18 protein-coding genes and 2 pseudogenes are annotated in these 24,406 nt (G+C 63.7%); 6 read left to right on the top strand and 14 right to left on the bottom strand.

Annotated features, from left to right (window positions below; all coding sequences use genetic code 11):
- Positions 1-301 precede the first annotated feature (301 nt).
- A pseudogene (locus E5P2_RS24445) lies at positions 302-832 on the bottom strand (MFS transporter); the annotation flags it as partial.
- Positions 833-897: 65 nt separating this feature from the next.
- On the opposite strand from E5P2_RS24445, the gene E5P2_RS24440 reads away from it, so the two are divergent.
- The 5 genes and pseudogenes from E5P2_RS24440 (at position 898) to E5P2_RS24420 (ending at position 6,368) form a co-directional block, all read left to right on the top strand.
- Positions 898-1,884, top strand: a complete 987-nt coding sequence (locus tag E5P2_RS24440) for a chromate resistance protein ChrB domain-containing protein (RefSeq protein WP_162569706.1) — start codon at positions 898-900, stop codon at positions 1,882-1,884.
- Between the two features lie 23 nt (positions 1,885-1,907).
- Positions 1,908-3,083: a chromate transporter gene (locus E5P2_RS24435; RefSeq protein WP_443083562.1), complete on the top strand. Its 1,176-nt coding sequence runs from the start codon at positions 1,908-1,910 to the stop codon at positions 3,081-3,083.
- A gap of 28 nt (positions 3,084-3,111) precedes the next feature.
- Positions 3,112-3,246: pseudogene (locus E5P2_RS37865) on the top strand (chromate resistance protein ChrB domain-containing protein); the annotation flags it as partial.
- 53 nt (positions 3,247-3,299) lie between these two features.
- Entirely contained in the window at positions 3,300-3,614 is a 315-nt protein-coding gene (locus E5P2_RS24425) for a Fe-Mn family superoxide dismutase (protein WP_197908608.1), read from the top strand.
- 486 nt (positions 3,615-4,100) lie between these two features.
- Complete coding sequence (locus E5P2_RS24420; RefSeq protein ID WP_162569703.1) at positions 4,101-6,368, top strand: copper-transporting P-type ATPase; 2,268 nt, start codon at positions 4,101-4,103, stop codon at positions 6,366-6,368.
- 303 nt (positions 6,369-6,671) lie between these two features.
- Here E5P2_RS24420 and E5P2_RS24415 read toward each other — a convergent pair whose 3' ends face one another.
- The 13 genes from E5P2_RS24415 to E5P2_RS24350 all read right to left on the bottom strand — a co-directional run bounded on the left by E5P2_RS24415 (position 6,672) and on the right by E5P2_RS24350 (position 23,837).
- The gene (locus E5P2_RS24415) at positions 6,672-6,902 is read right to left on the bottom strand and encodes a DUF2933 domain-containing protein (protein ID WP_162569702.1); all 231 of its coding nucleotides are present in this window, start codon (positions 6,900-6,902) and stop codon (positions 6,672-6,674) included.
- Between the two features lie 234 nt (positions 6,903-7,136).
- On the bottom strand, positions 7,137-7,583 hold the full coding sequence (locus E5P2_RS24410) for a copper-binding protein (protein ID WP_162569701.1): 447 nt from the start codon (positions 7,581-7,583) through the stop codon (positions 7,137-7,139).
- Positions 7,584-7,700: 117 nt separating this feature from the next.
- Positions 7,701-7,994, bottom strand: coding sequence for a hypothetical protein (locus E5P2_RS24405; RefSeq protein WP_162569700.1), 294 nt, complete (start codon positions 7,992-7,994; stop codon positions 7,701-7,703).
- 79 nt (positions 7,995-8,073) lie between these two features.
- Positions 8,074-8,379, bottom strand: a complete 306-nt coding sequence (locus tag E5P2_RS24400; protein WP_162569699.1) for a hypothetical protein — start codon at positions 8,377-8,379, stop codon at positions 8,074-8,076.
- A gap of 423 nt (positions 8,380-8,802) precedes the next feature.
- Entirely contained in the window at positions 8,803-11,973 is a 3,171-nt protein-coding gene (locus E5P2_RS24390; protein WP_162569697.1) for an efflux RND transporter permease subunit, read from the bottom strand.
- Positions 11,970-13,655 (bottom strand): efflux RND transporter periplasmic adaptor subunit, encoded by a 1,686-nt coding sequence (locus tag E5P2_RS24385; protein WP_162569696.1) that lies wholly within the window; start codon positions 13,653-13,655, stop codon positions 11,970-11,972. The genes E5P2_RS24390 and E5P2_RS24385 overlap by 4 nt, the downstream gene beginning before the upstream one ends.
- A gap of 22 nt (positions 13,656-13,677) precedes the next feature.
- Complete coding sequence (locus tag E5P2_RS24380) at positions 13,678-14,994, bottom strand: TolC family protein (protein WP_162569695.1); 1,317 nt, start codon at positions 14,992-14,994, stop codon at positions 13,678-13,680.
- Positions 14,995-15,132: 138 nt separating this feature from the next.
- Positions 15,133-15,588 (bottom strand): hypothetical protein, encoded by a 456-nt coding sequence (locus E5P2_RS24375; protein ID WP_232080827.1) that lies wholly within the window; start codon positions 15,586-15,588, stop codon positions 15,133-15,135.
- Positions 15,589-15,602: 14 nt separating this feature from the next.
- Complete coding sequence (locus tag E5P2_RS24370; protein ID WP_162569693.1) at positions 15,603-16,124, bottom strand: MerR family transcriptional regulator; 522 nt, start codon at positions 16,122-16,124, stop codon at positions 15,603-15,605.
- A 385-nt stretch (positions 16,125-16,509) separates the two neighbouring features.
- On the bottom strand, positions 16,510-17,817 hold the full coding sequence (locus tag E5P2_RS24365) for a sensor histidine kinase (RefSeq protein ID WP_162569692.1): 1,308 nt from the start codon (positions 17,815-17,817) through the stop codon (positions 16,510-16,512).
- 114 nt (positions 17,818-17,931) lie between these two features.
- Positions 17,932-19,134, bottom strand: a complete 1,203-nt coding sequence (locus E5P2_RS24360) for an MFS transporter (RefSeq protein ID WP_162569691.1) — start codon at positions 19,132-19,134, stop codon at positions 17,932-17,934.
- A 259-nt stretch (positions 19,135-19,393) separates the two neighbouring features.
- The gene (locus tag E5P2_RS24355) at positions 19,394-21,298 is read right to left on the bottom strand and encodes a cytochrome c/FTR1 family iron permease (RefSeq protein WP_232080933.1); all 1,905 of its coding nucleotides are present in this window, start codon (positions 21,296-21,298) and stop codon (positions 19,394-19,396) included.
- A 316-nt stretch (positions 21,299-21,614) separates the two neighbouring features.
- Positions 21,615-23,837, bottom strand: a complete 2,223-nt coding sequence (locus E5P2_RS24350) for a heavy metal translocating P-type ATPase (protein ID WP_162569690.1) — start codon at positions 23,835-23,837, stop codon at positions 21,615-21,617.
- A gap of 77 nt (positions 23,838-23,914) precedes the next feature.
- On the opposite strand from E5P2_RS24350, the gene cadR reads away from it, so the two are divergent.
- On the top strand, positions 23,915-24,361 hold the full coding sequence (gene cadR, locus E5P2_RS24345) for a Cd(II)/Pb(II)-responsive transcriptional regulator (protein ID WP_162569689.1): 447 nt from the start codon (positions 23,915-23,917) through the stop codon (positions 24,359-24,361).
- The last annotated feature ends 45 nt before the right edge of the window (positions 24,362-24,406 follow it).

Raw genomic sequence — 24,406 nt, 5'->3', positions numbered from 1 at the left:
GCTCGCGGGCAGTCGATCCGTGCGCCGGCTCAAGTGGTTCGGTCACCATGAGTGCACATCTGCATCAGCCTCCGGTCTGAGCTTCGATGCGGGGCGGTCTTGCCTTCGGACTCGGCAAAGGCCTTGCCACTGGTCGCATCGCTGGCCGACTCAATGCGTCGCCGTCGACCCGCGGCGTCTCAATGACGCCATGGGCCGAAGTCTTGAGTCGCGTCACCGGCACCAACTCGATCACGCTGCGCGAATCCCAATAGCTTCGTGGCCTCCTCAGTCCCCAATGGAGCATCCCCCATGGAGGCTAGTCCGGCACGGCGGCCGCCAGTGCGCCTAGCGCCGCGCACAGCGCACCCAGCAAGCTATAGCGTGCAAAGAGAGCGGTTCGCGCATGGCCTTGCGCAGCCGCGGCCAGGCGAGCGTGCTCCAGCGGCAGAAAGACGCTCACGTCGCCCCCCGAACTGGGGTTGAGCGTGCCCATGAGTGCAACGATCAGCAATGGCCAGAACGACGACAAGCTCGCGAAGCCCAGGCCCGTGGCGGCCATCAACCAGGCCGCGCTGCGCAGCAGTTTCCCGCCGGCGAAGCGGTATCTCCAGGCGCCGACCGCGAGCGTGGCCAGCGCGGACCCCAGCATCGTCGCCGTGCTCACGATGCCGACCTCCAGCGTGCCGAGCCCGATCGACAGCAGATAGGCCGGCAGCAGCACCGCCATGTAGCCGTCGCCGAAGGCGCGCAGCGCTCTGGCTGCGAGCAACGGCAACGCGCCCGCATCGACACCGGCTCGCAGCAGAAAGCCGAATCCGGGGCGGCGACAAGGCAAAGAGGCTGATTTCATCGGTGCGCGGCTACGAAGGTCATTGAATAGTGTAGTGATCGAGACATGAATGTATTATTCACTACATGCCTCGTCTCGACACATCGCCCGACCCGACCGAATGGCTATTGCTGATCGTCTCGCTGCCCACGCAGGGTGCCACGGCGCGCATGCGGATCTGGCGGGCGCTGAAAGCCATGGGATGTGCGGCCCTGCGGGATGGCGCCTACCTTCTGCCGGACAAGACAGAGCATCGAGATGCGCTGCAGGAACTTGCAGATGAATGCGTGCGCGAAGGAGGCAGCGCCTGGCTCATGGTGATAACGCCGGCCACCCCTACCGATGCCGGTGCCTACACCCAGCTCTTCGATCGCAGCGCTGACTATGCAGCAGCAGTCAAGGGCTGGAAACAAGCCGCGGCCAGCTTTCCCTCGCTGGGCGTTGCCGAACTGACGCGCCTGCAAAAAAAGCTGCGTCGTGACTACGAAGCGCTCGTTGCCACGGATTTCTTCCCCGGCGAAGCGAGCCTCGAAGCCGAGCTGGCATGGGCCGACTTCAACCAACGCATTGACGGCGTTCTGTCGCCGGATGAACCGCACGAAACCGAGGGCCAGATTCCGCGCCTTGACGCCGCCGACTACCAAGGCCGCCTATGGGCGACACGTCGGCGCCTGTGGGTTGACAGGGTGGCGAGCGCCTGGCTGATTCGCCGCTTCATCGATCCTGGCGCGCGCTTCCAGTGGCTTGCCAAAACGAGCGACTGCCCGCGCAGGGCGCTCGGCTTCGACTTCGACGGCGCCGTCTTCACCCACGTCGGAGAACGGGTCACCTTCGAGACCTTGATGGCGAGTTTCGAGCTCGAGGACGACCGCGCCCTGATGCGCATGGGCGCGATGGTGCGTTCGCTGGACATGGGCGCCGGCTCGGTGGCGGAAGGCGCCGGGTTCGAAGCGGTGCTCGCCGGTGCGCGCGAGCGTCTTCCCGACGACGATGCTCTTCTCGCGGAGATCGGCGGTGTTCTGGATTCGTTGTACGCGCACTTCGAGCGTGACGCCGTGCGCGCCAAGGCTTGAAGCGGATGAACTCGGTGAAAAAAATCACAACCGATCTGGAGCGCCCTCCCGTCTCGGCGCGATATACCGTGTGGCAACTCGTGCGCTACATGCTTGCCTTGGGCACATGGGGATTCGGCGGTCCTGTGGCGCTGGTGGGCTACATGTACCGTGACCTGGTCGAGCGGCGCGGATGGATCTCCGAGAGCGACTACAAAGAAGGCTTGGCGCTGGCCCAGTTGATGCCCGGTCCATTGGCGGCCCAGTTGTCGATCTATCTGGGTTTCGTGCACCACGGCCTGATTGGCGCCACGGTCGTCGGCCTGGCCTTCGTGCTGCCTTCGTTCTTCATGGTGGTGGCTTTGGGCGCGGCCTACGTCGCATACGGCGGCATCGGCTGGATGCAGGCGGTCTTCTATGGCGTCGGTGCAGCGGTGATCGGCATCATCGCCATGAGCGCCTACAAGCTCACGACCAAGAGCATCGGCAAGGACAAGCTGTTATGGGCCATCTTTCTCATCAGCGCGGCCGTCACGGTGATCACGAAGTCAGAGGTCGTCTGGGTGTTTCTCGGCGCTGGCGTGCTGGTGTGGCTGTGGCGCGCGCCGCCGAAGTTCGGCCGCAGCCTCAACAGTTTTGCCGCGCCCGTGGCGGCCTGGCTCACGCTGGACGCGATCGACTGGCACAAGCTCGGCCAGATCGGTGCCTACTTCGCCTATGCCGGCACCTTCGTGTTTGGCAGCGGCCTGGCGATCGTGCCTTTTCTCTATGGCGGTGTGGTCAAGGAGTACGCGTGGCTCACTGACCGCCAGTTCGTCGACGCGGTTGCAGTAGCGATGATCACGCCCGGCCCGGTGGTCATCACGACGGGCTTCATCGGCTACCTGGTTGGTGGCTTCTGGGGCGCCGTGGTGGCCGCCCTGGCCACCTTCGTTCCCTGCTACCTGTTCACCGTCATTCCGGCACCCTACTTCAAGAAGTACGGCAAGCGGCCGGCCATCGTCGCGTTCGTCGACGGAGTGACGGCCGCTGCGATCGGCGCCATCACCGGGGCCGTGATCGTCATCGGGCAGCGCTCGATCACCGACTGGATCACCGCCGCACTCGCGCTCGTCACGGTTGCGGTCTTGTGGCGCTTCAAGAAATTTCCAGAGCCGGTCATTGTCCTCACCGCTGCGCTGCTGGGACTGTTGCTCCATCCTATGCTGAGCCACAGCTGAGTCATCCCCAGTTCCACGGAGAACTCGCATGAAATGGGTCACTCGCGAACGCCCGAAAATCGACTGCATCGCCTGTCCCTGGCTGATCGCTCGGTTCATCGACAACGAGCCCGAGCTCCTCTACGTGCCCGTCGATCAGGTGCGCAAGGTGGCAATGGAGACTATTTCGACAACCTCGGCGGCAACGGCAAGGCGGGCGCCGCTGAGCGCCAGGCGATCGCGCTGGCCTTCAGCAGTTTCGATGTTTGGGAGACCGAGTTCCGTCGCATCGCGGCCGGCCTGAGCGGCGGTTCGGGCTGGGTGGTGCTGGGCTTCAATCAGCATACGCGACAGCTGGAAAACTACTGGATGCCGGATCACGCGCACAGCCCGGCCGCCACCGCTCCGATCCTGGTGATGGACATGTACGAACACGCCTACCAGATGGACTTCGGCGCTGCCGCAGCGAAGTACATCGACGCGTTCTTCCAGAACATCCAATGGGACAAGGTCGCTACACGGCTCGCGGCCAGCGGCGCAACCAAGACGTGAGGCCACCATGAGGCGCGTCATATTGCTCGCAGCGACCTTGCTCGCGGCCGGTGCGCCTTTCGCGCAGACCCCCGGCTTCGATATAGAACCGGCCGGCTGCCCGCCGACGGGCTGGACTTGCGGGGTCACGGGCCGCGGCAATCCACGATGGATTGTCGAGCGGGACGCCAGTGCACCGAGCCCACCCAACGTGCTCATGCAATCCGGCTGGGGTATTTTCCCTGGTGCGTTCGCACCAATGCAGCGATCACCGACGGCTTCGTCGAAGTGAAGTTCGAGCCGATCAGGGGCCGCGAGGATCAGGCCGGCGGCGTGGCCTGGCGTTTTTACACTTTCGACGCTATCACAAGATCTGTTTGCGCATAGAGATCATGAGCAGTGAAGCCCAGGCTGCGTGCAGGCAAAGAGTTTCCACTTTCTGCGGATGAAGTATTGACTTTGCCTCTGGGGGAAGGTCAACAATCATTGTGTAACAAGGAAGCAGCCATGCCAGACCTCAAAGCCTCCCCGGCCGCGGCGCCGCCTGTAGACCCGCACGCGCACCATAGCCACGCCGCCCATGACCACGCGGCCCACGCCCATCACAGAATGCATCCTGATATGGCGAACATGGAACGCGCTCCGGTCGGCGCCACCAACGTCGAATACACCTGTCCGATGCACCCGCAAGTGCGCCAGATGGGGCCAGGCCACTGTCCCATCTGCGGCATGGCGCTGGAGCCTCTGGTGGCCACGGCCGAGCAAGGCGAGAGCCCGGAGTTGCGCGACATGACACGGCGCTTTTGGGTCGGACTGGCGCTCACGGCGCCCGTGTTTGCCCTGGAGATGGGTGGGCATCTGGTCGACATTCACCACCTCATTGCCCAGCAGACCTCGAACTGGGTGCAACTGCTGCTCGGAACGCCGGTGGTGCTTTGGGCCGGCTGGCCCTTCTTCGTACGCGCATGGGCATCCGTGAAAAACCGCAGCCTGAACATGTTTTCCCTCATCGCACTCGGCACGGGCGTGGCCTGGATCTACAGCATGGTGGGCGCCATTGCGCCGCAGCTCTTTCCTGCGGCGTTCCGTATGGAGGACGGCGCGGTAGGGGTCTATTTCGAGGCGGCGGCTGTGATCACGGTGCTCGTTCTTCTCGGACAGGTGCTCGAGCTGCGCGCCAGGGAAAAAACCTCGGGCGCCATCCGCGCGCTGCTGGACCTGGCGCCAAAGCATGCCATGCGGGTCAAATCTGACGGCAGCGACGAGCACGTGCCCCTGGAGGCGGTGCAGGTGGGCGACTTGCTGCGCGTGCGCCCCGGCGAGAAAGTACCCGTTGATGGTTCGGTCGTCGAGGGCAAGGGCAGCGTCGATGAATCCATGGTGACCGGCGAGTCCATGCCGGTTGTCAAGGCGCCAGGCTCCAGCGTCACGGCTGGGACGCTGAACCAGACCGGCAGCCTGGTCATGCGCGCGGAGAAGGTCGGCGCCGATACGCTGCTCGCTCAGATCGTACACATGGTGGCCTCGGCGCAGCGCAGCCGTGCCCCCATCCAGCGCATGGCTGACCAGGTGGCCAACTGGTTTGTGCCGCTCATCATCGCGATTGCAGTACTGACCTTTGGGGTGTGGCAGGTATGGGGGCCGAGCCCGGCCTTCACCTATGCATTGATTTCGGCGGTGTCGGTTCTCATCATTGCATGCCCGTGCGCCCTGGGTCTCGCCACACCGATGTCCATCATGGTGGGAGTGGGGCGCGGTGCCCAGGTGGGCGTGTTGGTCCGGGATGCCGAAGCCCTGGAGCGCATGGAAAAAGTGGACACCGTGGTGCTGGACAAGACAGGGACTCTGACCGAGGGCCGGCCACGGGTGACACAAATCGAGCCGGCGCCTGGATTCGATCGCGACATGGTTCTCCAGCACCTGGCCAGTGTGGAGCGCGCGAGCGAGCACCCGCTCGCCGCCGCCATCGTCGCTACTGCCATGGAGCGCAAGCTGACGCTGTCGCCAGTCACAGGTTTCGACTCGCCGGCCGGCAAGGGCGTGGTCGGCGCGGTCGAGGGCATCCAGGTCGTCTGCGGCAGCGCCAAGTTCCTTGCAGAACAGGGCATTGATGCAGGAAGCCTGACCGCTGCGGCAGAAGCGGTCCGGGCTCAGGCCGCCACAGTCATCTTCGTCGGCCTTGATGGCAAGCTCGCCGGATTTGTCGGCATTGCCGACCCTGTCAAGGAAAGCACGCCCCAAGCCATCAAGGCGCTGCGCGCAGACGGCATTCGAGTCGTGATGCTCACTGGCGACGGCAAGACCACGGCACAAGCGGTCGCAAAGGCGTTGGGTATCGACGAAGTCATTGCCGACGTGCTTCCGCAAGACAAGAGCCTGGTCGTACAGCGGCTGAAGTCCGAGGGGCGCATCGTGGCCATGGCCGGCGACGGCGTGAATGACGCGCCGGCGCTCGCTGCCGCCGACGTGGGCATTGCCATGGGCACGGGTACCGATGTGGCGATGGAGAGTTCCGGGGTGACCCTGTTGAAAGGTGACTTGCTGGGCATCGTGCGCGCCAGGCGGGTGTCGCAGGCAACGATGCGCAATATCCGGCAGAACCTGTTCTTTGCCTTTGTCTACAACGCGGCTGGAGTGCCTTTGGCCGCGGGTGTGTTGTATCCCTTCTTCGGCATCTTGCTGTCGCCGGTAATGGCTGCCGCGGCCATGGCGTTGTCCTCGGTCAGTGTCATTAGCAACTCGCTGCGATTGCGCGGCGTGCGCATCGATGAATAGCGCCATCAAGCCTATCGGCCGGCAACTGAGCAGATTTCAAGAGCCGATGCGCCGCGCCGCTTGCGCTTCAAAAAATATCTCAATCGCTTTCTTCGGACAGTAAAGAATCAAAGCTTTGCGGCTTACCGTTGCGCGATCCTGGGTTGGCGAGCCAAGAGGCGGCGTCAGGCATCTGCACTGCTGCGTTGAGTAGAACGACGAACCGCTCAAACGGACAGCGAACACGCGCTTGTCGCAATGCCAGGGCCATCAACCATGGATCGTGCCACATGCGAGCACGGTTTTTCGCCTCGTGTTGCGTTGCTAGAGTTTCTCTTGGTCAAGTCCGGAACTTGCAGGCGGTTGCGCATGTGGTTTCTCATCGGGTTTCCCCTCCTTCATCGCGAGCATCATGCCTCCCATTGCCAGCGGGCAAACAAGCACCAGCAGAAGCGGTGAAATTGAAAGAATGAAAGCCCTTGCGGCAGGCAACGCGATATACGCCACCACAAATCCGACACCCAACCCGATCAAAAGCTTGACGACTGTTTTCATATCGCACTTCATGACATTGATCCTTCTAAAGTCTGTACTTCGCAAACGCATCTACTCTCCGAGAGGGTAGGGGCCCTCTGTTCCGGCACGCAGATGAAAAAATGCGCTCGACGGGTTTCACCGTCGCGATTCCGGCGACCTGGACATTCGACCCAACGATCTCCAACGAGGCACTGAAGAGCTCTTCCATTTTGGAATCCTGCGCGCGTTGGTCACATCGATGTTTTCGATGCTCTATTTGACAGAAGTCACGACGTAGTCGTCACCGTCTTTCTTGAACCCGACGTGGACCTTTGCGCCCACTGCGAGCTTGTCGAACAGCGCCTTGTCTTTGACGCCAAACGCCATGGTCATCGCGGGCCATCCGAGGCTTTTGACAGGGCCGTGCGCAAGGGTGACTTTGCCTTGGGCCGCATCGAATTCCTTCACCACCGCATCGGCCTCGTGAGACGCGGACTTGGTTGCTTTGGACGTGCCCTTTGCGTTCATGCCTTTCATCATGTCCTTGCACTTTTTGGCATCCATGTCCTTCATGTCCATGCCCTTCATTCCCTTCATGTCCATGCAGTTCTGCATGTCTTTGCCCTCCATCTTCATGTTGCCCATGTCGCCGGACTGGGCGAACGTGGCGGCTGAAAATGACAGAGCGGCGATCAGCGTTGCGGTTGAAACGAATTTCATGATGAGTTTCCTTTTATGAGCTTTAAAAATGGGGCCGCCTTCTGACTGGCCCCGGGGTGAGAGCGGCCACCTGCGATGGCCGCTTCTGAGAGTCACTCGCCGATGTACGGCCAAGGGTTATTGCGGCGTACCTCCTTGCAGGGCGAGTTGGTGGGGACGTGCCTCACGGGCATCGGCGAATTGCTGTCCTTTCAATGCGGCCTGGCCGAACTTCATCACGCCGGAACCTGCGCCCGCGGCCGTGCTGCCATCGTTGAGCTGCACGATGCCGCGTGGCTTGGCGCTCTTGAGAGACTCGGCCACGAGTTGGGGCCGGCTGCGGAACTGCGGTGCCGCTTCTTGCGATCGGCTTTGAGCGTAGGCGCCGGACAAGAGCAGGGTCGCTGCGACAAATACAAGGGTGTTTTTCATTTCTGGGTCCTATTCAAAAGGGTGGGTGTGATGCGGGCTCAAGGGCTGATGGCTCGCATCGGACGGTGCTGTCAGGCGCTCACAGCGCGGGGTTCGTGCACGCCTTCACTTGGGCCTCGTAGCGCGCCTTGCGCATCCGGTTTTCGCCGGGTGTCGTTTGAGCACGCGGCCCGTGGTCCAGCGGCAGCGCAAGAGGTTCGGGCGGGCAGTTCACCCGCTGGCCAGTGGCGCGGTCGACCCTGCTGGCGTTGACCATTTGCGCGGCCACGGCTGCTTGCCTGTCCGCGCGTGCTTTCTCGATGAGCTGGAAGTCGGGGCCGGCAAACGCGGGCCACGCCGCGCCCAGCGGCAGGGTGGCGACGAGGGAAATGAGCAGTTTCTTCATGATGTTCTCCTACGGTTGGTCTGATCTGAAAGCTCGAGGGGAACTTCATCGGATCAATCCAGCCACCGGCAGAACGCGATGCGCACAGGCCATCGCAGTCGCCCGCCTCCAGCGTCAAAAAACCAGGTTGGCGCCCGCACCGATGTCGCGTGCGCGAGCCAGGCCGCCGGTGCTTGTTCTCGCGCTTCGCCCTCGCCGGTGAATGCGTGAGCCGCTGGCGCCGAAGCAAAGGCACAAGCCGCGCACGTCTGGCAATCCTCAACGCTGATGGGCAGCGAGCGCGAGGCCATCGACGCAATCGTCATCGGGCCGATTTGCTGAGTCGCCGAAACGGACACGGCCGCCCGCGCTGCAGTCCCGAGAAGCAGCGCCAGGTACAAGCAAAGCGTTACCGCAGCCAACGCGCGGAAGCGACCGGAGCCTTCAAGCGGCTGCACGACGACTCCTCCAGAACGTCCGCCGCGATGATCTTTGTTCGCGCGGCCGGCGCATCAACAGGTAGGCCGCGGGGATGACAAACATCGACAGCAACGGTGCAGTGACCATCCCGCCCACCATCGGCGCGGCGATGCGCTGCATCACCTCGGAGCCCGTCCCGGTGCCCCACATGATCGGCAGCAGGCCGGCCAGGATGACGGCCACCGTCATCGCTTTGGGTCGCACGCGCAGCACAGCGCCCTCACGAATCGCATCCAGCAAATCTGCCTCGGTGGTCTGGCCCTGGTCGGCGCGCTCTTGCCAGGCGTTCTTGAGGTACAGCAGCATGATCACGCCGAACTCGGCCGACACGCCGGCCAGCGCAATGAAGCCCACCGCGCCCGCAATCGACAGGTTGTAGCTCAGCAGGTACAGCAGCCAGATGCCGCCCACCAGCGCGAACGGAAGCGCAGCCATGATCAGGAGCGCCTCGCCAAATGCGCCGAACGTCAGGTACAGCAGCACGAAGATGATGAGCAGCGTGAACGGCACGACCACCTTGAGCTTGGCGGTGGCCCGCTCCAGGAATTCGAACTGGCCCGACCAGGAGATCGAGTAGCCCGGCGGCAGCTTGACCTTCTCGGCGACGGCTTTCTGCATGTCCTGCACCGCGGAGCGAAGATCCCGATCCCGGATGTCGACGTACACCCAGCCTGACAATCGCGCGTTCTCGCTGCGCAGCATCGGCGGCCCATCGGCAATGCGGATGTCGGCCACGTCGGACAGCACCAGGCGCTGGCCGCGTTCGGTCACGACAGGTAATGTGCGCAGCTTTTCCAACGAATCGCGCATCTCGCGCGGATACCGCAGGTTGATCGGAAAGCGCTGCAGGCCTTCCACCGTCTCGCCGATGTTCTCGCCGCCCACCGCGGACGAGATCACCGATTGCACATCGGCAATGTTCAGGCCGTAACGCGCGGCGTCGTCACGCCGGATGTTCACGTCCACGTAGCGCCCACCGGTAAGCCGCTCGGCCAATGCGCTGCTGACGCCGGGCACGTCCTTGAGCGCGCGCTCGATCTCTCCGGTGATGCGATCGATGGTAGCCAGGTCGGTGCCCGCCACCTTGACGCCCACAGGACTCTTGATGCCCGTGGCCAGCATGTCGATGCGATTGCGAATCGGCGGCACCCAGATGTTGGACAAGCCTGGCACCTTGACGATGCGGTCGAGCTCCTCGATCAACTTGTCTGTCGTCATGCCGGCGCGCCATTGCTCACGCGGCTTGAACTGAATCGTCGTCTCGAACATCTCCAGCGGCGCCGGATCGGTCGCGCTCTCCGCGCGGCCCGCCTTGCCGTACACGCTCGCGACCTCAGGCACCGTCTTGATCAAGCGATCGGTCTGCTGCAGCAGCTCTCCGGCTTTTCCTGCTGACAGTCCCGGCAACGCCGAGGGCATGTACAGCAGATCACCTTCGTCCAGCCTCGGCATGAACTCGCCGCCAATGTGCTGCAGCGGCCACAGGCTGGTGGCGAACACCACGGCTGCCACCACGAGCGTGAGTTTCGGGGCGCGCAGGACCATGTTGAGCAGCGGCCGGTAAACCGCGATCAGCAGGCGATTCAGCGGATTGCTTTTCTCGTCCGGAATGCGGCCGCGGATGAGGTAACCCATGAGCACCGGGATCAAGGTCACCGACAGGCCTGCCGCGGCGGCCATCGCGTAGGTTTTGGTGAACGCCAGCGGCGAGAACAAGCGTCCTTCCTGTGCTTCCAGCGTGAACACCGGGACGAAGGACAGGGTGATGATCAGCAGCGAGAAGAAAAGCGCCGGCCCGACCTCGGCTGCCGAATCGCCGATGACCCGCCAGCGCGCCGGCCCTTCGAGAAACTGGCCAGGGTGCTCGTGGCTCCATTGTTCGAGATGCTTGTGGGCGTTCTCGATCATCACCACCGCCGCGTCGACCATCGCGCCGATGGCAATCGCGATGCCGCCCAGGGACATGATGTTGGCATTGACGCCCTGGTAGTGCATCACGATGAACGCTGCCAGGATCCCCAGGGGCAGGGAGATGATCGCGACCAGCGCCGAGCGCAGGTGGAACAGGAAGATGAAGCAGACCACCGCAACGACGATGAATTCCTCGATCAGCTTGTGCGTGAGGTTGTCGACCGCACGCTCGATCAACCCGGAGCGGTCGTACACCGGTACGATCTCCACGCCTCGGGGCAGACTGGCTCGTAGGCCGTTGAGCTTCTCCTTGACCGCGGCGATGGTCTGCAGCGCGTTCTTGCCCGAGCGCATCACGATCACGCCGCCGACGGCTTCGCCTTCGCCATTGAGCTCGCCGATACCGCGCCGCATCTCCGGGCCGATCTGCAACCGGGCCACGTCCCCCAGGCGCACCGACACGCCGGCGGCAGTGGTCATGAGCGGCACCTTGCGAAAGTCGTCGAGGTTTTGCAGGTAGCCCGAGGCACGCACCATGTATTCCGCCTCTCCAAGCTCGAGCACCGAGCCGCCGGTCTCCTGGTTCGCGTGCTGGATCGCCTCCACGACCTTGGTGTGTGGGATGCCGTAGGCTGCGAGCTTGTCCGGATCGAGCACGATCTGGTACTGGCGCACCATGCCGCCCACCGAGGCAACTTCGGCGACGTCGGGCACGGTCTTCAGCTCGTACTTGAGGAACCAGTCCTGCAAGGAGCGCAGTTGCGAGATGTCCATCTTGCCGCTGCGGTCGACCAGCGCGTACTCGTAGATCCAGCCCACGCCGGATGCATCCGGACCGAGCGAGGCCTTGGCCTGGGCTGGCAGCCGCGACTGCACCTGGTTGAGGTATTCGAGAACCCGGGAGCGCGCCCAGTACTGGTCGGTCCCATCTTCGAACAGCACATAGACAAAGGAGTCGCCAAAAAACGAGTAGCCGCGCACCGCCTTCGCGCCCGGCACGGAGAGCATCGTCGTCGTCAACGGGTACGTGACCTGGTTCTCGACGATGCGCGGCGCTTGGCCCGGGTAGGTCGTGCGGATGATGACCTGCACGTCCGACAGGTCGGGCAGCGCGTCCAGCGGTGTTCGAAGCACCGAATAGACGCCCCAGGCACTGAGCATCACGGTCGCCAGCAGCACGAGGAAACGATTGGCGATGGACCAGCGGATCAGCTTGGCGATCATGGCCTGCTTCCCGGCGCAGCTGCGGGTGCGGCAGCTTTGGCCTCGGCCGCCACCGGCGTGACCCGAGTGAGCTGCGGCAAATCGTCCGCGCCCATAAAGAACTCGAAGCTCACGTGATCGCCGACCTGAACGCCACGCGGCGCGCCGCCGGGAGGCATCTTGAAGTCCATGGTCATCGGACCCCATTTCATCGTCGGGATGGCGCCGTGCGACAAGGTCAACGCGTCTTTGCCGATGCTGACGACCTTGGCCTCACCGACATGCCGTGGCGCACTGGCGACCGCCGGGGTCGGTGGCGCGGCAATGGCGGCCGGCGCGCTGTTCAAGCGGGTTTCGACGCCTTTGAGGCTGGCCTCCGAGTCGATCAGGAACTGCGACGACACGACGACACGGTTGCCTGCGGAAAGGCCGCGCTTGATTTCGGTCTGGCCACCGCTCTCCAGGCCCGCCTCGACATCGACCGGACGGAAGTGTCCGTTGTCTTCCGCCAGTATCACGACCGTGCGTTTGCCCGTCTGGATCACCGCTTCGGTGGGCACGAGCAACGTCTTGTCGGGGCGCATGTCCACGAAGTTCATCGTCACGAACATCCCTGGCACCAGCCGGTTGCCAGGGTTGGCGAGTTCCAGGCGTGCCTTCAGCGTGCGCGTACCTGGGTTCACTTCGGGCAGGATCGCTTGGACCTTGCCATCGAAGGTGCGGCCTGGCGCGGCCGGACTTCTGGCCTGCACCTTTGCCCCAGGGCGCAGCAGCGCGGCCTGGCTCTCCGGAACCTCGGCGTTGGCCCAGACCGTGGCAAGACCGTTGATGCGAAACAGCGTTGTGCCGGGCATCACGGTCATGCCTTCGCGCGCCAGCAGCTCGACGACGACGCCGCCGAGGGGCGCGGTCAGGGTGATGCGCGGCTGGGTCTTTCCGCTGCGCTCAACCAATGCGATCTGGGCATCATCCATGCCGACCTGGCGCATCCGCTGACGCGCACCGTCAACGAGCCCCTCCAGATCGTTACCTTTCATGCGCCGTACCGACAGGAATTCTTCCTGCGCAGCGATCCAGTCCGGAACGTAGAGGCTGACCAGGGGCTCCCCCTTGGCAACCGGATCCAGGGTGGCGCGCACGTACAGGTGCTCGATGTACCCGGTGGCGCGCGCCTGCACGATCGCCTGGTCACGCTCGTTGAAGGCGATGCTGCCTACGGCCGACACCAGAGGCGAAAGCATGCCCTCGGTCACTTCGGCGGTGCGCACACCGAGGTTCTGCTGGATGCGCGAGCTGACGGTGACGTTGCCCTGGTCGGCTTCGCCATCGGCGTAGACCGGCGACATCATCATGTCCATGAAGGGCGACTTGGCCGGCTTGTCGAACTTGCTTCCGGGCACCATGGGGTCGTGGTAGTACAAGATTTTCTTGCCATTGGCTGGATCGACGTCGCCGGCTTTGATGCCGGCCGCGATGTGCCGGCGGGTGGCGTCCTCGCCAGATTCGTTGGCTGGCGCGACACCAGGCACGGCGGCCTGCGTTGGCGAGGCGCCTGCGGAGTTCGCGGGAGTTGGCGCAGCGGTTCCGACAGGCGTGGCCGCCATTCCGATGCCGCGGTGCATGCCCAGGGCGTAGAGGCCGTAGCCAGCGGCACCCAGCACGCCGGTGGTGACGAGGGCCATCACGAGGGTTTTGGTTTTCATGAGCAATCTCTCTCGGTCGTTCTCAGGGCCGCGGTGCGGCCATATCGTGGTCCGCCGGCACCAGGTAGTTCAGTTGCGCCCACAGGCGCGCTGCTTCCATTTCCAGGCGCAGACGCTCGATGCGGACGTCGATCTCGGCACGACGGGCCTCCAGCACGGGGGTCAGAGAGCCCGCGCCGCCGCGATAGGCGGCGATCGAGGCGCGCATTCGCTCGGCGGCCAAGGGCAGCAGCGAACCGTCGTAGCGGGTCAGGCGGTCGCGGTCGCTGTGCCACTCCTGCAGCATCGCCAACGCCTCGGCCACATGCGCGCGCGTGGCCTCTTCGCGCTCAGCGCGCTTGCGCTCGACCTCCGCGAGCTTGGCGGTCAGCTCGCGATCCTGCCGATTCTTCTGGTCCCATTGCAGCGGAATCGAGACATTGAGCGAGACCATGTTCGAATAGGCTGGCCCGCGCTGGCTGTACATCAGCTCGACGCTCACGTCGGTCTTTCTGTTGGCTTGTGCGATGTCCGCCTCTGCCTGGGCCACTTCCTCCTGCTTTTCCATCACGGCGATTTCGGGGTGATGGGCCAACTGTGTCTCCAGATCCTGCGGGTTCAGGCGCACTGTTTCCAGCGCCGGCGCAGTGCCCAAGGGATCGCTCGCGGCCGGTCCGATCCAGCGCGCCAGTTGCGTGCGGGCCGTGGCAACCTGCCGTTCGGTTTGCTCGATGCGATCGTCGATCTGGGCAACTGCCGATCGGGCAGAGAAAACGTCGGCTTGCGCGCCACGCCCTCCTCGGTAGGCGGCGTCGGCGGCTTCGATCTGCAGGCGGGCCTCGTCCCGTTGGCTCACCAACACGTCGCGCATGCGCTCCTGATAGGAGCGGTCCAGCCAGGCCATTGCGGTATCGCGCTGCAGGTTGGCCAGCGCAAGGCTGCGCCCTGCTTCAGCGACCTCGGCCTCGCGCTCGAAGCGAGCGGAGCGGGCCTTAAGTTTGTCTTCGCGCGTGAACTCCTGCATCACGCCGACCGAACGCATGGTCATGAAGTCGCGCGTGAGGCTGAATCGATCGGCTCCGTTCACGGGCAGGTTGTTGATGCCGACCTTGAGCGTGGGGTCGGGCCGCTGACCGGCGGCGACGGCCATGTCCCGTGCGGCCGAAGCCGTGGCATCCTGGGCCACGAGGGTTCGAGAACGGTTCTCTGCAAGACGCAGGGCCTGATCGAGAGTGAGAGCGTCAGTGGCGGCGTGGGCCGCGCCGGCGCCCATCACCAGCGCCACGGCGATACCGACAGCGAGACGGCGCGGCTGCACAGGACAACTGCGCGCCCGAAAAGAAAGGGAATCGATGAACATGAGATCTCCGGTTGACGAACGTCATCAGGTCGAGCGGAACTTGTGCGTTGCGAGCGAAAACTCGCGGGCACGCGCAAGCGCGACCGATAGGTCTGGTGCAGGCCGGCTCAGGCCGGTCACACCAGCATCGTCAGGAGATCAAATGCGAAAGCAGCAGTGCAGGATGGCGAGCGGTGGCGACGCCGTGACGTGCTTGAATTTCCAGTCGGCAGAAGGCCGACCATGCCCGACAGGTTCGGGTTGCACAGGGAGGGTGTAGAGGGTGGTCAGCAGTGCCGCGGGTACGGTCGGGGCAGCTGCATGGTCGGCACTTTGCTGGCCGAACCGACAGTGCTCTGCACACAGATTGGCGGCGCTGTCGTCGATCTGGTCACAGCCCGTCATGGCGACGACGTCTGGGGCCGCGGACGTGTCGGACGACACGGCCATAGAGGCACCGGCCTCATCACCTGGCATCGTTGCGACGGACGCTCCCATGGCCATCATCGGGAGAGACTGCGGCGCGCCCGACAGCGCAGGGCAGGCATAGGCGGCGATGGCCATCTGGCCAAAGACCAGCACCCCGAGCATCAGCCGGCAGACGAATCGCTTCATCGCGCGTGTCATCGTCAAGAGGCCACCCTGCGAGCGTGGCGACGTGCTTCAGCGCGTGGGCGCGGGGAAGAACGTCCACCGGCGCTGCCTGCCTGCGCAATGAGACCGGCATCGTCCATGATCGGATCGGAATCGTGGCTGGCGCTCAACGCGGCGATGATTGAACACGCCGAGCCTTCGGGCGCCTGGGCGCAACAATCGGCCAGACCCTCCAGCGCCGAAGCCATCGACTGCAGGTCGGCCATGCGTTCCCGGATCTCCGCGACGCGTTCGCGTGTGATCTCCCGAACGCGTAAGCGGTCGCGTGTGGTGCTCAAGGACATCAATTCCGCGATGTCTTCCAGCGAGTACCCCAATGCCTGAGCCCGTTTGATGAAGCGCAAACGACGAACATCGTCTTCCGAGTACTTCCGGAAGCCACCGTCCACGCGATTCGGCGCAGCCAGCAATCCACTGCGCTGGTAATAGCGCACCGCCTCCACGCCGACGCTTGCAGCGTCCGCGAGTTTGGAGATGGTGAACGCATGGGTCGGCATGACTAACTCTGTGATTCAGTACGTAGTTTACCGTAGATCGCGAGTTTCGGAAAGCGCTTCTAGGCGATGCCGTCGACAGAAGGGCATCAGCACAAGGACGGCCACCAGGGTTTGCGTCATGCCCAGTGCGGCAACGACCCCGGAGCGGTTCGACGGTCAATCAGATGTAGCGCAAGTTGACGCGCTTGGAGAGGTGCTCGGCGCGTTCTTTGCGCTCGCTATCGGTGCCGATTCAATATTGACCACCAGGGGAGTGACCCCCCTCGGGTGGACAGGCCGGACGGCGCCAACACACTGACGGTCCTCCGACACTGGAAACGAGCCCAGCGCCCCCACCACATGTGCTGGCGTGAAATATCCGGACCCGCAAGCCTCGGCCTCTAAGCTATTCCGAATACTTCATCGGTGCCAGAACGCGCACGGTCGTCCCACTAGCACCATCGAATTCCACTTCGACCGATGCGTCCAGCAGATCCGATAGCCGCTTGACAATCGACAGGCCTATTCCCTCGCCGGGTCCATGATGGACAGGTCGATCGTCCTTGGACAAATGCGAAAGCTGAGGGTCGCTGGAAGAATGGACTGAATCCCCGGCGCCTGCCGAGGCGTCGGCCGCATGCGTTAGTTCCGTCGCCTCTTTGAGGGCGCCAGCCACTGGTTTCCCGGGGCCGGCTCGAAATCCCGGGCCGGTATCTCGCACCGTCAGGGCCCACCGTTTTTTGTCCTCGCTATCGCCTAGGCTCCAGGTCACCGTCACGCCTCCCGCTACGGTGTACTTCAGGGCATTCAAGATCAGGTTCTGCGCGATACGCCGGGTTTTGAGCGCGTCCCCTTCGACGACAAAGGGCGCTGGACCTTCAGCACGCAGATACAGATTGCGCACGTGGGCGAATGCCTGAAGGCCTTCGCACAGTTCGCTCAGAAGCGATGCCGCATCCATTTCCGCGAGCTGGCGTTTTTCTCCTCCTGCTTGCAGTTTCGTGAGGCTGGTGACGTCATCCAAAAGATGTCGCAACGACCTGATGTTGCGCTCCAGCATGTGGGCAAATCGTTCCCGATATTCCGCAGGCGCGCCCTTGAGCGTGAGGCCGTGCGCAGCGCTAGCGACTACCCCGACATTGCCTCTGAGGTCGTGCGCGATCTGGCGCCAGAGCTCCGCTCGCTGCTGATCCAGCTCGCCGATATCGCGCAATGCCTGTTCGAGATCCTGGACATGTCCGGCGGCCTCAAGACGCTGCAGACGGAAAAATTGCGCCGTACTCTCCTCCACATCCATGGTGCAAGTGGCAGCCCAAGCCCGGCGGGCGGCGCCCATGACCTCGTGCGATGCGTGCTCGGACTGCGCATAGGCGTCCAGTTCGGCCACCATGACTTCATTGAGTAGGCCCAATTCGCGCGTTACTTCGCGCAGGTCATAGCCTTGCTGCCAGCGGTGCAACCCGTGGGCGGCGGCCTCGTCACCCCCCTCGCTGGGTCGCATACCTTTGAGGACCGCGTCGGGCTCCCGAAGTTGTCTTTCGAATGCAGTCAGAACCTCGGGGATGTGGTCATTCAACTGGGCACGCGGAAGTGCGTCGCCAGTTGTCAGGCTGGGATCGCGCCTGAGGGTGTTGCGCCAGATCTGCAGGATGGCTGCCCGCCGCCATTCCAGATGCCGGGCAAGCCCTGCAAGTTCAGTTTGGACATCGGCCATCCGGAGGATTCTATTTCTTGCCTGGCGTGCTTCGTAGCCCGCGTGCCTGCATCAGCCCTTCCAGCGAAAGCGTTGCCGCTACGGAGCACCTGGGCATGCAGGGAGAATGGCAGGTCAGACTTTGGCCGTCCTTTTTTTGACTCGTATGGCCATTCCCGTGAGTGCCAACACGCAGAAGGCCGCGCCTGCATAAAAAGTAACCGATGCGCCGAGGCGATCCCACAACAGCCCGGCGACCACGCTGGCGACCAGCATTGCCACGCCGCTCACCAGGTTGAAAAATCCATAGGCCGTGCCACGCAAATCTGCAGGCGCTGTATCCGCCACCATGGTGGCCAGCAAGCCTTGCGTGATGCCCATGTGCACGCCCCATAGCGCGACTCCGGCCAACACGACCCACCAATGAGCATTGCTTGCGAGCACGACGTCGGCCGCGATCAGCACGATCAGGCCGATCGTCAGCAATTGGGTATGGCTCATGCGATCGGAGAGCTTGCCAAATGGATACGCCGAGAGCGCGTAGATCAGGTTCATCGCCACCATCACCAGTGGTACCAGGGCGACGGGGATGCCGCCTTGCTGTGCCCGCAGCACCAGGAACGCCTCACTGAACCGCGCCAAGGTGAACACTGCACCGATGCCCACCACCCACCAGTACGACATGCCAAGGCGCTTCAGGTTTTCACGGCGAATCGGATTGATCCGCTTCTCACCCTGGTGATGCTCCGGCTCCCGAAGGCCAAAGAAAAGCAGTGCGACGGCCAACAGGCCGGGGACCATCGCCACCCAGAACACCGCCCGAAAATCGTTGGCCCAAAGAAGCATCAGGCCCACGGCCAGCAATGGCCCGAAGAAGGCGCCCACCGTATCGAGCGATTGACGCAGACCGAAGGCGGCGCCGCGCAGGTGGCCCGGCGCGAGGTCGGCGACCAGGGCATCGCGGGGTGCGCCGCGCAACCCTTTGCCGAACCGGTCGAGCAGCCGCGCTGTGAGCACCATCCCAATGGTCGGTGCCAGCGCAAACAGTGGCTTGGACAGCGCGCCCAAGGCGTAGCCAAACACGGCGAGGCCTTTGCGCTTGCCGAGATAGTCGCTGAGCGTCCCCGAGAAGACCTTGACGACCAACGCCGAGGATTCGGCCAGCCCTTCGATCAGACCGACGATCAAAGCGCTGGCGCCCAAGGTCGAGACCATGAACATCGGCAGCAAGCTGTGGATCATTTCCGAGGAGATGTCCATCAGCATGCTGACGAAGCCCAGCACCCAGATGCCGGCCGGAATTTGGCGCAGGATGCTGTTAGTGTGTCTTGGGATCATGGAGATGGCGGCGCGGCATTGCTATCGAAGCATAGGCCTTGGCATGGGATCGGTTGGATCACGCAGGGTTCGGCTTTTGTTTGGCGGGCAGATCTGCAGCTGATTCCCGCGCAGGTGCAACGCCACTTTTGCGACCGCCATCTATCTGCAGGCCGACCCAAGTCACGGCGCCAAGCAGGCGCCGCATCGGGTTGCCAGCCACACCCGATGGTGTTGCCTCACCGGCAAGCTCCGCCTCGTCGAAGGAATGTTCCGCGCTTCAGGCTTGCTGAGCTGTCGTCGACCGACCTGAACGCACGTTGATCAGAAACGCCACCACGACCGCAAGCAGCACGGCCAACTGTGCCAGCAGCGTCTGCCACGACGGATAGACGCCCAGGACGTCGATGCGCGGAATCGGAATCGGGCTCGTGTGCAACAGACCGGCCTCCTGCAGCGCCGCAATGCCCTTGCCTGCGAGCACCACGGCGAGCACGGCGACCAGCAGCGAACTCGCTGCAAAGAACTGACCGATCGGCAGCCGCGCGCTTGTGCGCAGCAATACGACGGCCAGGATTGCGAGCAGCGCCATGCCCGTGGCCAAACCTGCGAGCAGCGGCCAGCCATTGCCTTCGGTCCACAGCGCGGCATAGAACAAGACCGTCTCGAAGACCTCGCGATACACCGCGACGAAGGCCAGCGAGAACAGGAACCAGGCGGCCCTTCTATCGAGCGCCGCCGAGAGCTTCTCCTTCAGGTACACCTGCCAGCGACCGGCGACGCTCTTCTGATGCATCCACATGCCGACCCCGAGTAGCACCACAGCGGCGAACAGCGAGGAGAAGCCCTCCGTCAACTCACGGCTCGCGCCGCTTATGCCAACCAGATAGGTTGCGACCACCCAGGTCACGCCGCCTGCGGCGAGAGCGACGACCCAGCCCGCGTGCACATAGACCAGCACGTCCTGGCGCTGGGCCTTCTTCAGGAACGCCAGCATCGCGACGATGACCAACAGCGCTTCCAAGCCTTCGCGCAGCAGGATGGTCAAGGCACCGATGAATGCTGCGACGGCATCGTTTTCCGAGGGGGACAACACCCTGTCCGCGTCGCCGAGCAGGCGCTGCAGCGTTTGCGCAGAGGCCTGGACCTCGTCCACGTTGCCCTCGGCCACTTTGGCTCGAAAGGCCACCATGCCCGACTCGATTTTCTCGAACAGCGCGCGATCACGCGTCGCCAGCGCCGGCTCGACCGGCTCGAAGCCATCCAGATAGGCCGACAGGGCCAGCTTCGTCGCCGCCGCCCGATCACCCCCGCGCAGCGCGTCCACGCTCTGCGTCAGCTTGGCCTTGGCGATCGAGGTGCCCCCGGGCTTGTTTTCCGCCAAGGCTTGCGGGTTGGTGCGCAGGTAGGCGGTCAGGGCTTTCGCAGACTCGCCATCAAGGCGAGCGGCCAAGGCGTGCTCCGAGGTCTGAGTCAGTGCATCGAGCCCAGGCATCGCCTGGCGCGCCGGCGCACTCTCCTGCCAGAGCTTGGCGCCCGCCGCTGTGTCGTTGGCCGAGTAGGGCAGCGTGCCGACGAAGAACGCCAGCGCCCAGCGGTCCTCATCGGGCAGCGCGCCGAAGCTCACCATGGAAGTACCTTCGACACCGCTGCTGATGATCTGATGCAGCGCAAACAACGTGCGCTCGCGCGCTCGTGCCCGCGCTGCCAGCGCGATCGGCTTGGGATTGAGCGATGCGGCCAGCGGGCCATCGCCGTGGCCTTGCGGTCCATGGCAGGCAGCGCACTGCGCCTGGAACAGCCGGGCTCCCCGTGCCAGATCGGGTAACGACACAGGTGCGACCGGGAATGGGTAGGCCTTCTGCACGGCATCGGCAAGGCTGTGGGCCAGTTGCGCCACGGTGCCAGGGTCTTCCTTGTTGGCCACAGCGCTGCGCAATCGCGCCGCCCGCTGTCGCAGCGTGCCGCTGGTGTTGCCGGACGGCAGTTCGCCCAATTGCCGCTCGGCGGTCGACGCAAACTCCTGCATCTCCGCATATTCGGAATCCTTGAGCACCGCTCCGTTCGACACGGCGCCGCCGTAGTCCACGGCGACGTAGTCGAGCAGTTGCCACACCTGCTTTGCCTTGTTTTCGACGGACATTTCTACGGGGATTGCCGCCGACGCGAAGCCGACCCACGTCATGAGGACGAAGGCAATCAGCGGGTTGAATCGTCGTGACCAAGACATGGCAAGCTTTCGAAAACTCAAGTACGAATGATTATAGTTTTCACTCAGGATTAAGCACAACTTTGGTGGTGCGTGCTGGCGCAGCCATAGGTCACCCGAGGATCAGCACGGTCAGGGCGGCTGCGAGGCAATAGCGGCCGAAGAAATGCCAGCCCCCTTGTTTCAGCCAGCGCAATAGCTAGCGCAGTGCAGCACGATGGCCAGACTTGCGATGTGCAGGGCGTTCATGGGCAGTGCTCCCACCGCGGCCTTGGCGCCGAGGCGGTCCTCATCATGAACGCACCAGTCGCAGGCCGTTGGCGACGACCAGCAGCGTGGCACCCATGTCGGCAAACACTGCCATCCACATGGTCGCGCTCCCGAACAGCGCCAAGACCATGAAAACGACCTTGATGCCCAATGCCAGTGAGATGTTCTGCCAAAGCACCGCGTGGGTCTTGCGCGAGAGCCTGATCGTCTCCGGAACGCGGCGCAAGTCATCGTTCATGATGACCACGTCGGCCGCTTCCATCGCGATGTCGGTACCTGCACCGCCCATGGCAAATCCGATGTTCGCCTGAGCCAGCGCCGGCGCGTCGTTGATGCCGTCGCCGGTCATGCCTGCTGCGCCATGACGTTCCTGAAGGTTCTTGATCGCAATCCGCTTGTCCTCGGGCAACAGATTGCCATGGGCCTCGTCGATTCCGGCCTGCGCCGCGATGGTCTTGGCGGTTGCGACGTTGTCGCCGGTCAGCATCACCGGGATGACACCGAGATTCTTCAACTCGGCCACCGCCTGGCGGGACGACTCCTTGATCGTGTCGGCCACCGCGAAGATCGCGAGTACGCCAGTGCCATCGGCCAAGAGCGTGACGGTACGTCCTTGGTTCTCGTGAATCTCGAGCAGAGTTTCGATGTCGCTGCTGCACTGATGGCGCTCCTCGATCAGGCGATGGTTGCCCAATACGTAGGTATGTCCCTCGATGACGCCCTGCACACCACGGCCGGCCAGCGCAGCGAAGTCATCCACCTCGCTCGCTTGCAGCGCCAGACCTTGGAAGATCGCTTTGGAGACGGGGTGATCGGAGCGGCTCGCGAGACTCGCGGCAACTCGTGCAATGCGCTCTTTTTCCTGCCCGGCTGGCAGCGCTGCCCACTCCACAAGCTTGGGCTTGCCCTCGGTGATGGTGCCGGTCTTGTCCAGCGCAATGGCCTTCAGTGATCGGGCGTCTTCAAGGTAGGTGCCGCCCTTGATGAGGATCCCTCGCCGCGCAGCCGCAGCGAGGGCGCTGACGACCGTCACAGGCGTCGAAATTACCAGCGCACAGGGGCAGGCGACGACCAGCAGCACCAGCGCCTTGTAGATCGCGCCGAGCCAGGTCAAGCCCAGGAGCAGCGGTGCAAGGATGGCGACGGCGAGCGCCAGCGCAAAGACCGCCGGCGTGTAGATCGCGGCGAACCGGTCGACGAAGCGCTGCGTCGGCGCGCGCGTTCCTTGGGCTTCCTCGACCGCGTGGATGATGCGAGCAAGCGTTGTGTTCGATGCGGCCGCTGTCACACGGAACTGCAACTCGCCTGTCTCGTTGATCGTCCCCGCAAAAACCGTGTCACCGACGGCCTTGTCCACCGGCAGGCTTTCGCCGGTCACTGGCGCTTGGTTAATCGAACTGCGGCCCACGGTGATGACACCGTCAAGCGAGACGCGCTCGCCGGGACGGATGCGCACGACCGCCTCCAACGGTACATCGGCCGAAGGAATGGATTTCCAGCTTTGGTCCGGCTGCAGTACCTCTGAATGGTCCGGTGCCAGTGCGATCAGGCCCTGGATCGCGTTGCGCGCCCGGTCTGCTGCTCGTGCCTCGATCAGCTCGGCGATCGCGTAGAGCGCCATGACCATCGCCGCTTCAGGCCATTGGCCGATCACGAAGGCGCCTGCGACCGCGACGCTCATCAGAGCGTTGATATTGAGCTTACCCCGGCGCAGCGCGGCGAGACCCTTAGTGAATGTTTCTATGCCCGACAGCCAGATGGCAAGCGCTGCGATGGCGAGCCCCGCGATCTTCACCAGGGTGGCGTCTGCAGCCATGAAGTGGAGCGCTTCCGCACCGATTGCCAAAGCGAGCGCCAAGGCAAGGCGGCCGATGCCGCTGCTCAGGCCATGTTCGTGGTCGTCGGAGGCGTGGTCGTGATCGTCGGCGCTGGGAGCACCCTCACGACGACCTGCGACTGGTTGCGGATCGAAACCCGCCGACCTGATGGCGGCGAGGGCTTGCGGCACGACATCGGCCGGCGCATTGATCGCGAGCGTGCGCGCGCCCAGCTGAAAATTCAGGCTCTTGATGCCGGCAATACGCTCCAATGCCCGCCGAATCTCGCTTTCTTCCACTGCGCAGTCCATGGTGGGTATGCGATACATTGCTGCGCCGGCTGGCAACGGCGCTGTCACGGCGGAAAGCGCTGGTGCGCAACAGGCGTCGCCAGCGCATGTGGAGGTGGTTTCGTTCGCTATTGCCATGTTCAAAGTTCCTTGTTCGCGTCCATTGGAAACCTTGTAGTTGGTTTAAAGTCAAGCAAATCGCGTGGAGACCCTTCATGAAAATTGGCGACTTGGCCCTCGCAACCAGCACGCCCACTGAAACCATTCGCTTCTACGAACGAGAACAGCTGCTTGCACCTGCGGCCCGTACCGAGAGCAACTACCGCATCTACGGCGACGAGCATGCTGCACAGCTGACTTTCATTCGGCACTGCCGATCTCTGGACATGACCTTGGACGAGATTCGCGTGCTGCTGCTCTTCAGAGAGTCTCCCCAGGAGAATTGCTCGGGCGTGAACGAGGTCCTCGACGAACACATCGGCCACGTGGCGCAGCGCATCCGAGAGCTGCGCGCGTTGGAAAAGCAACTCATCCGCTTACGCGATCAGTGTTCCGACGCCAATGCGGCCGGGGACTGCGGGATCCTGAAAGGACTTGCTGCCGGCGTGACGCCGCGCGCCTCGGCGCCCAAAGGGCGTAAGCACGTGCACGGAGCTCATTGACCCGTCGCAGCGCGTAAACCACCGTGTCGCGCGGACGGTCCGGCG

It is taken from the genome of Variovorax sp. SRS16 (assembly GCF_901827165.1).
GTDB lineage: Bacteria > Pseudomonadota > Gammaproteobacteria > Burkholderiales > Burkholderiaceae_C > Variovorax.
Note: the sequence above shows the minus strand (reverse complement) of the source record. Positions and strands in the feature narration are given on the sequence as shown.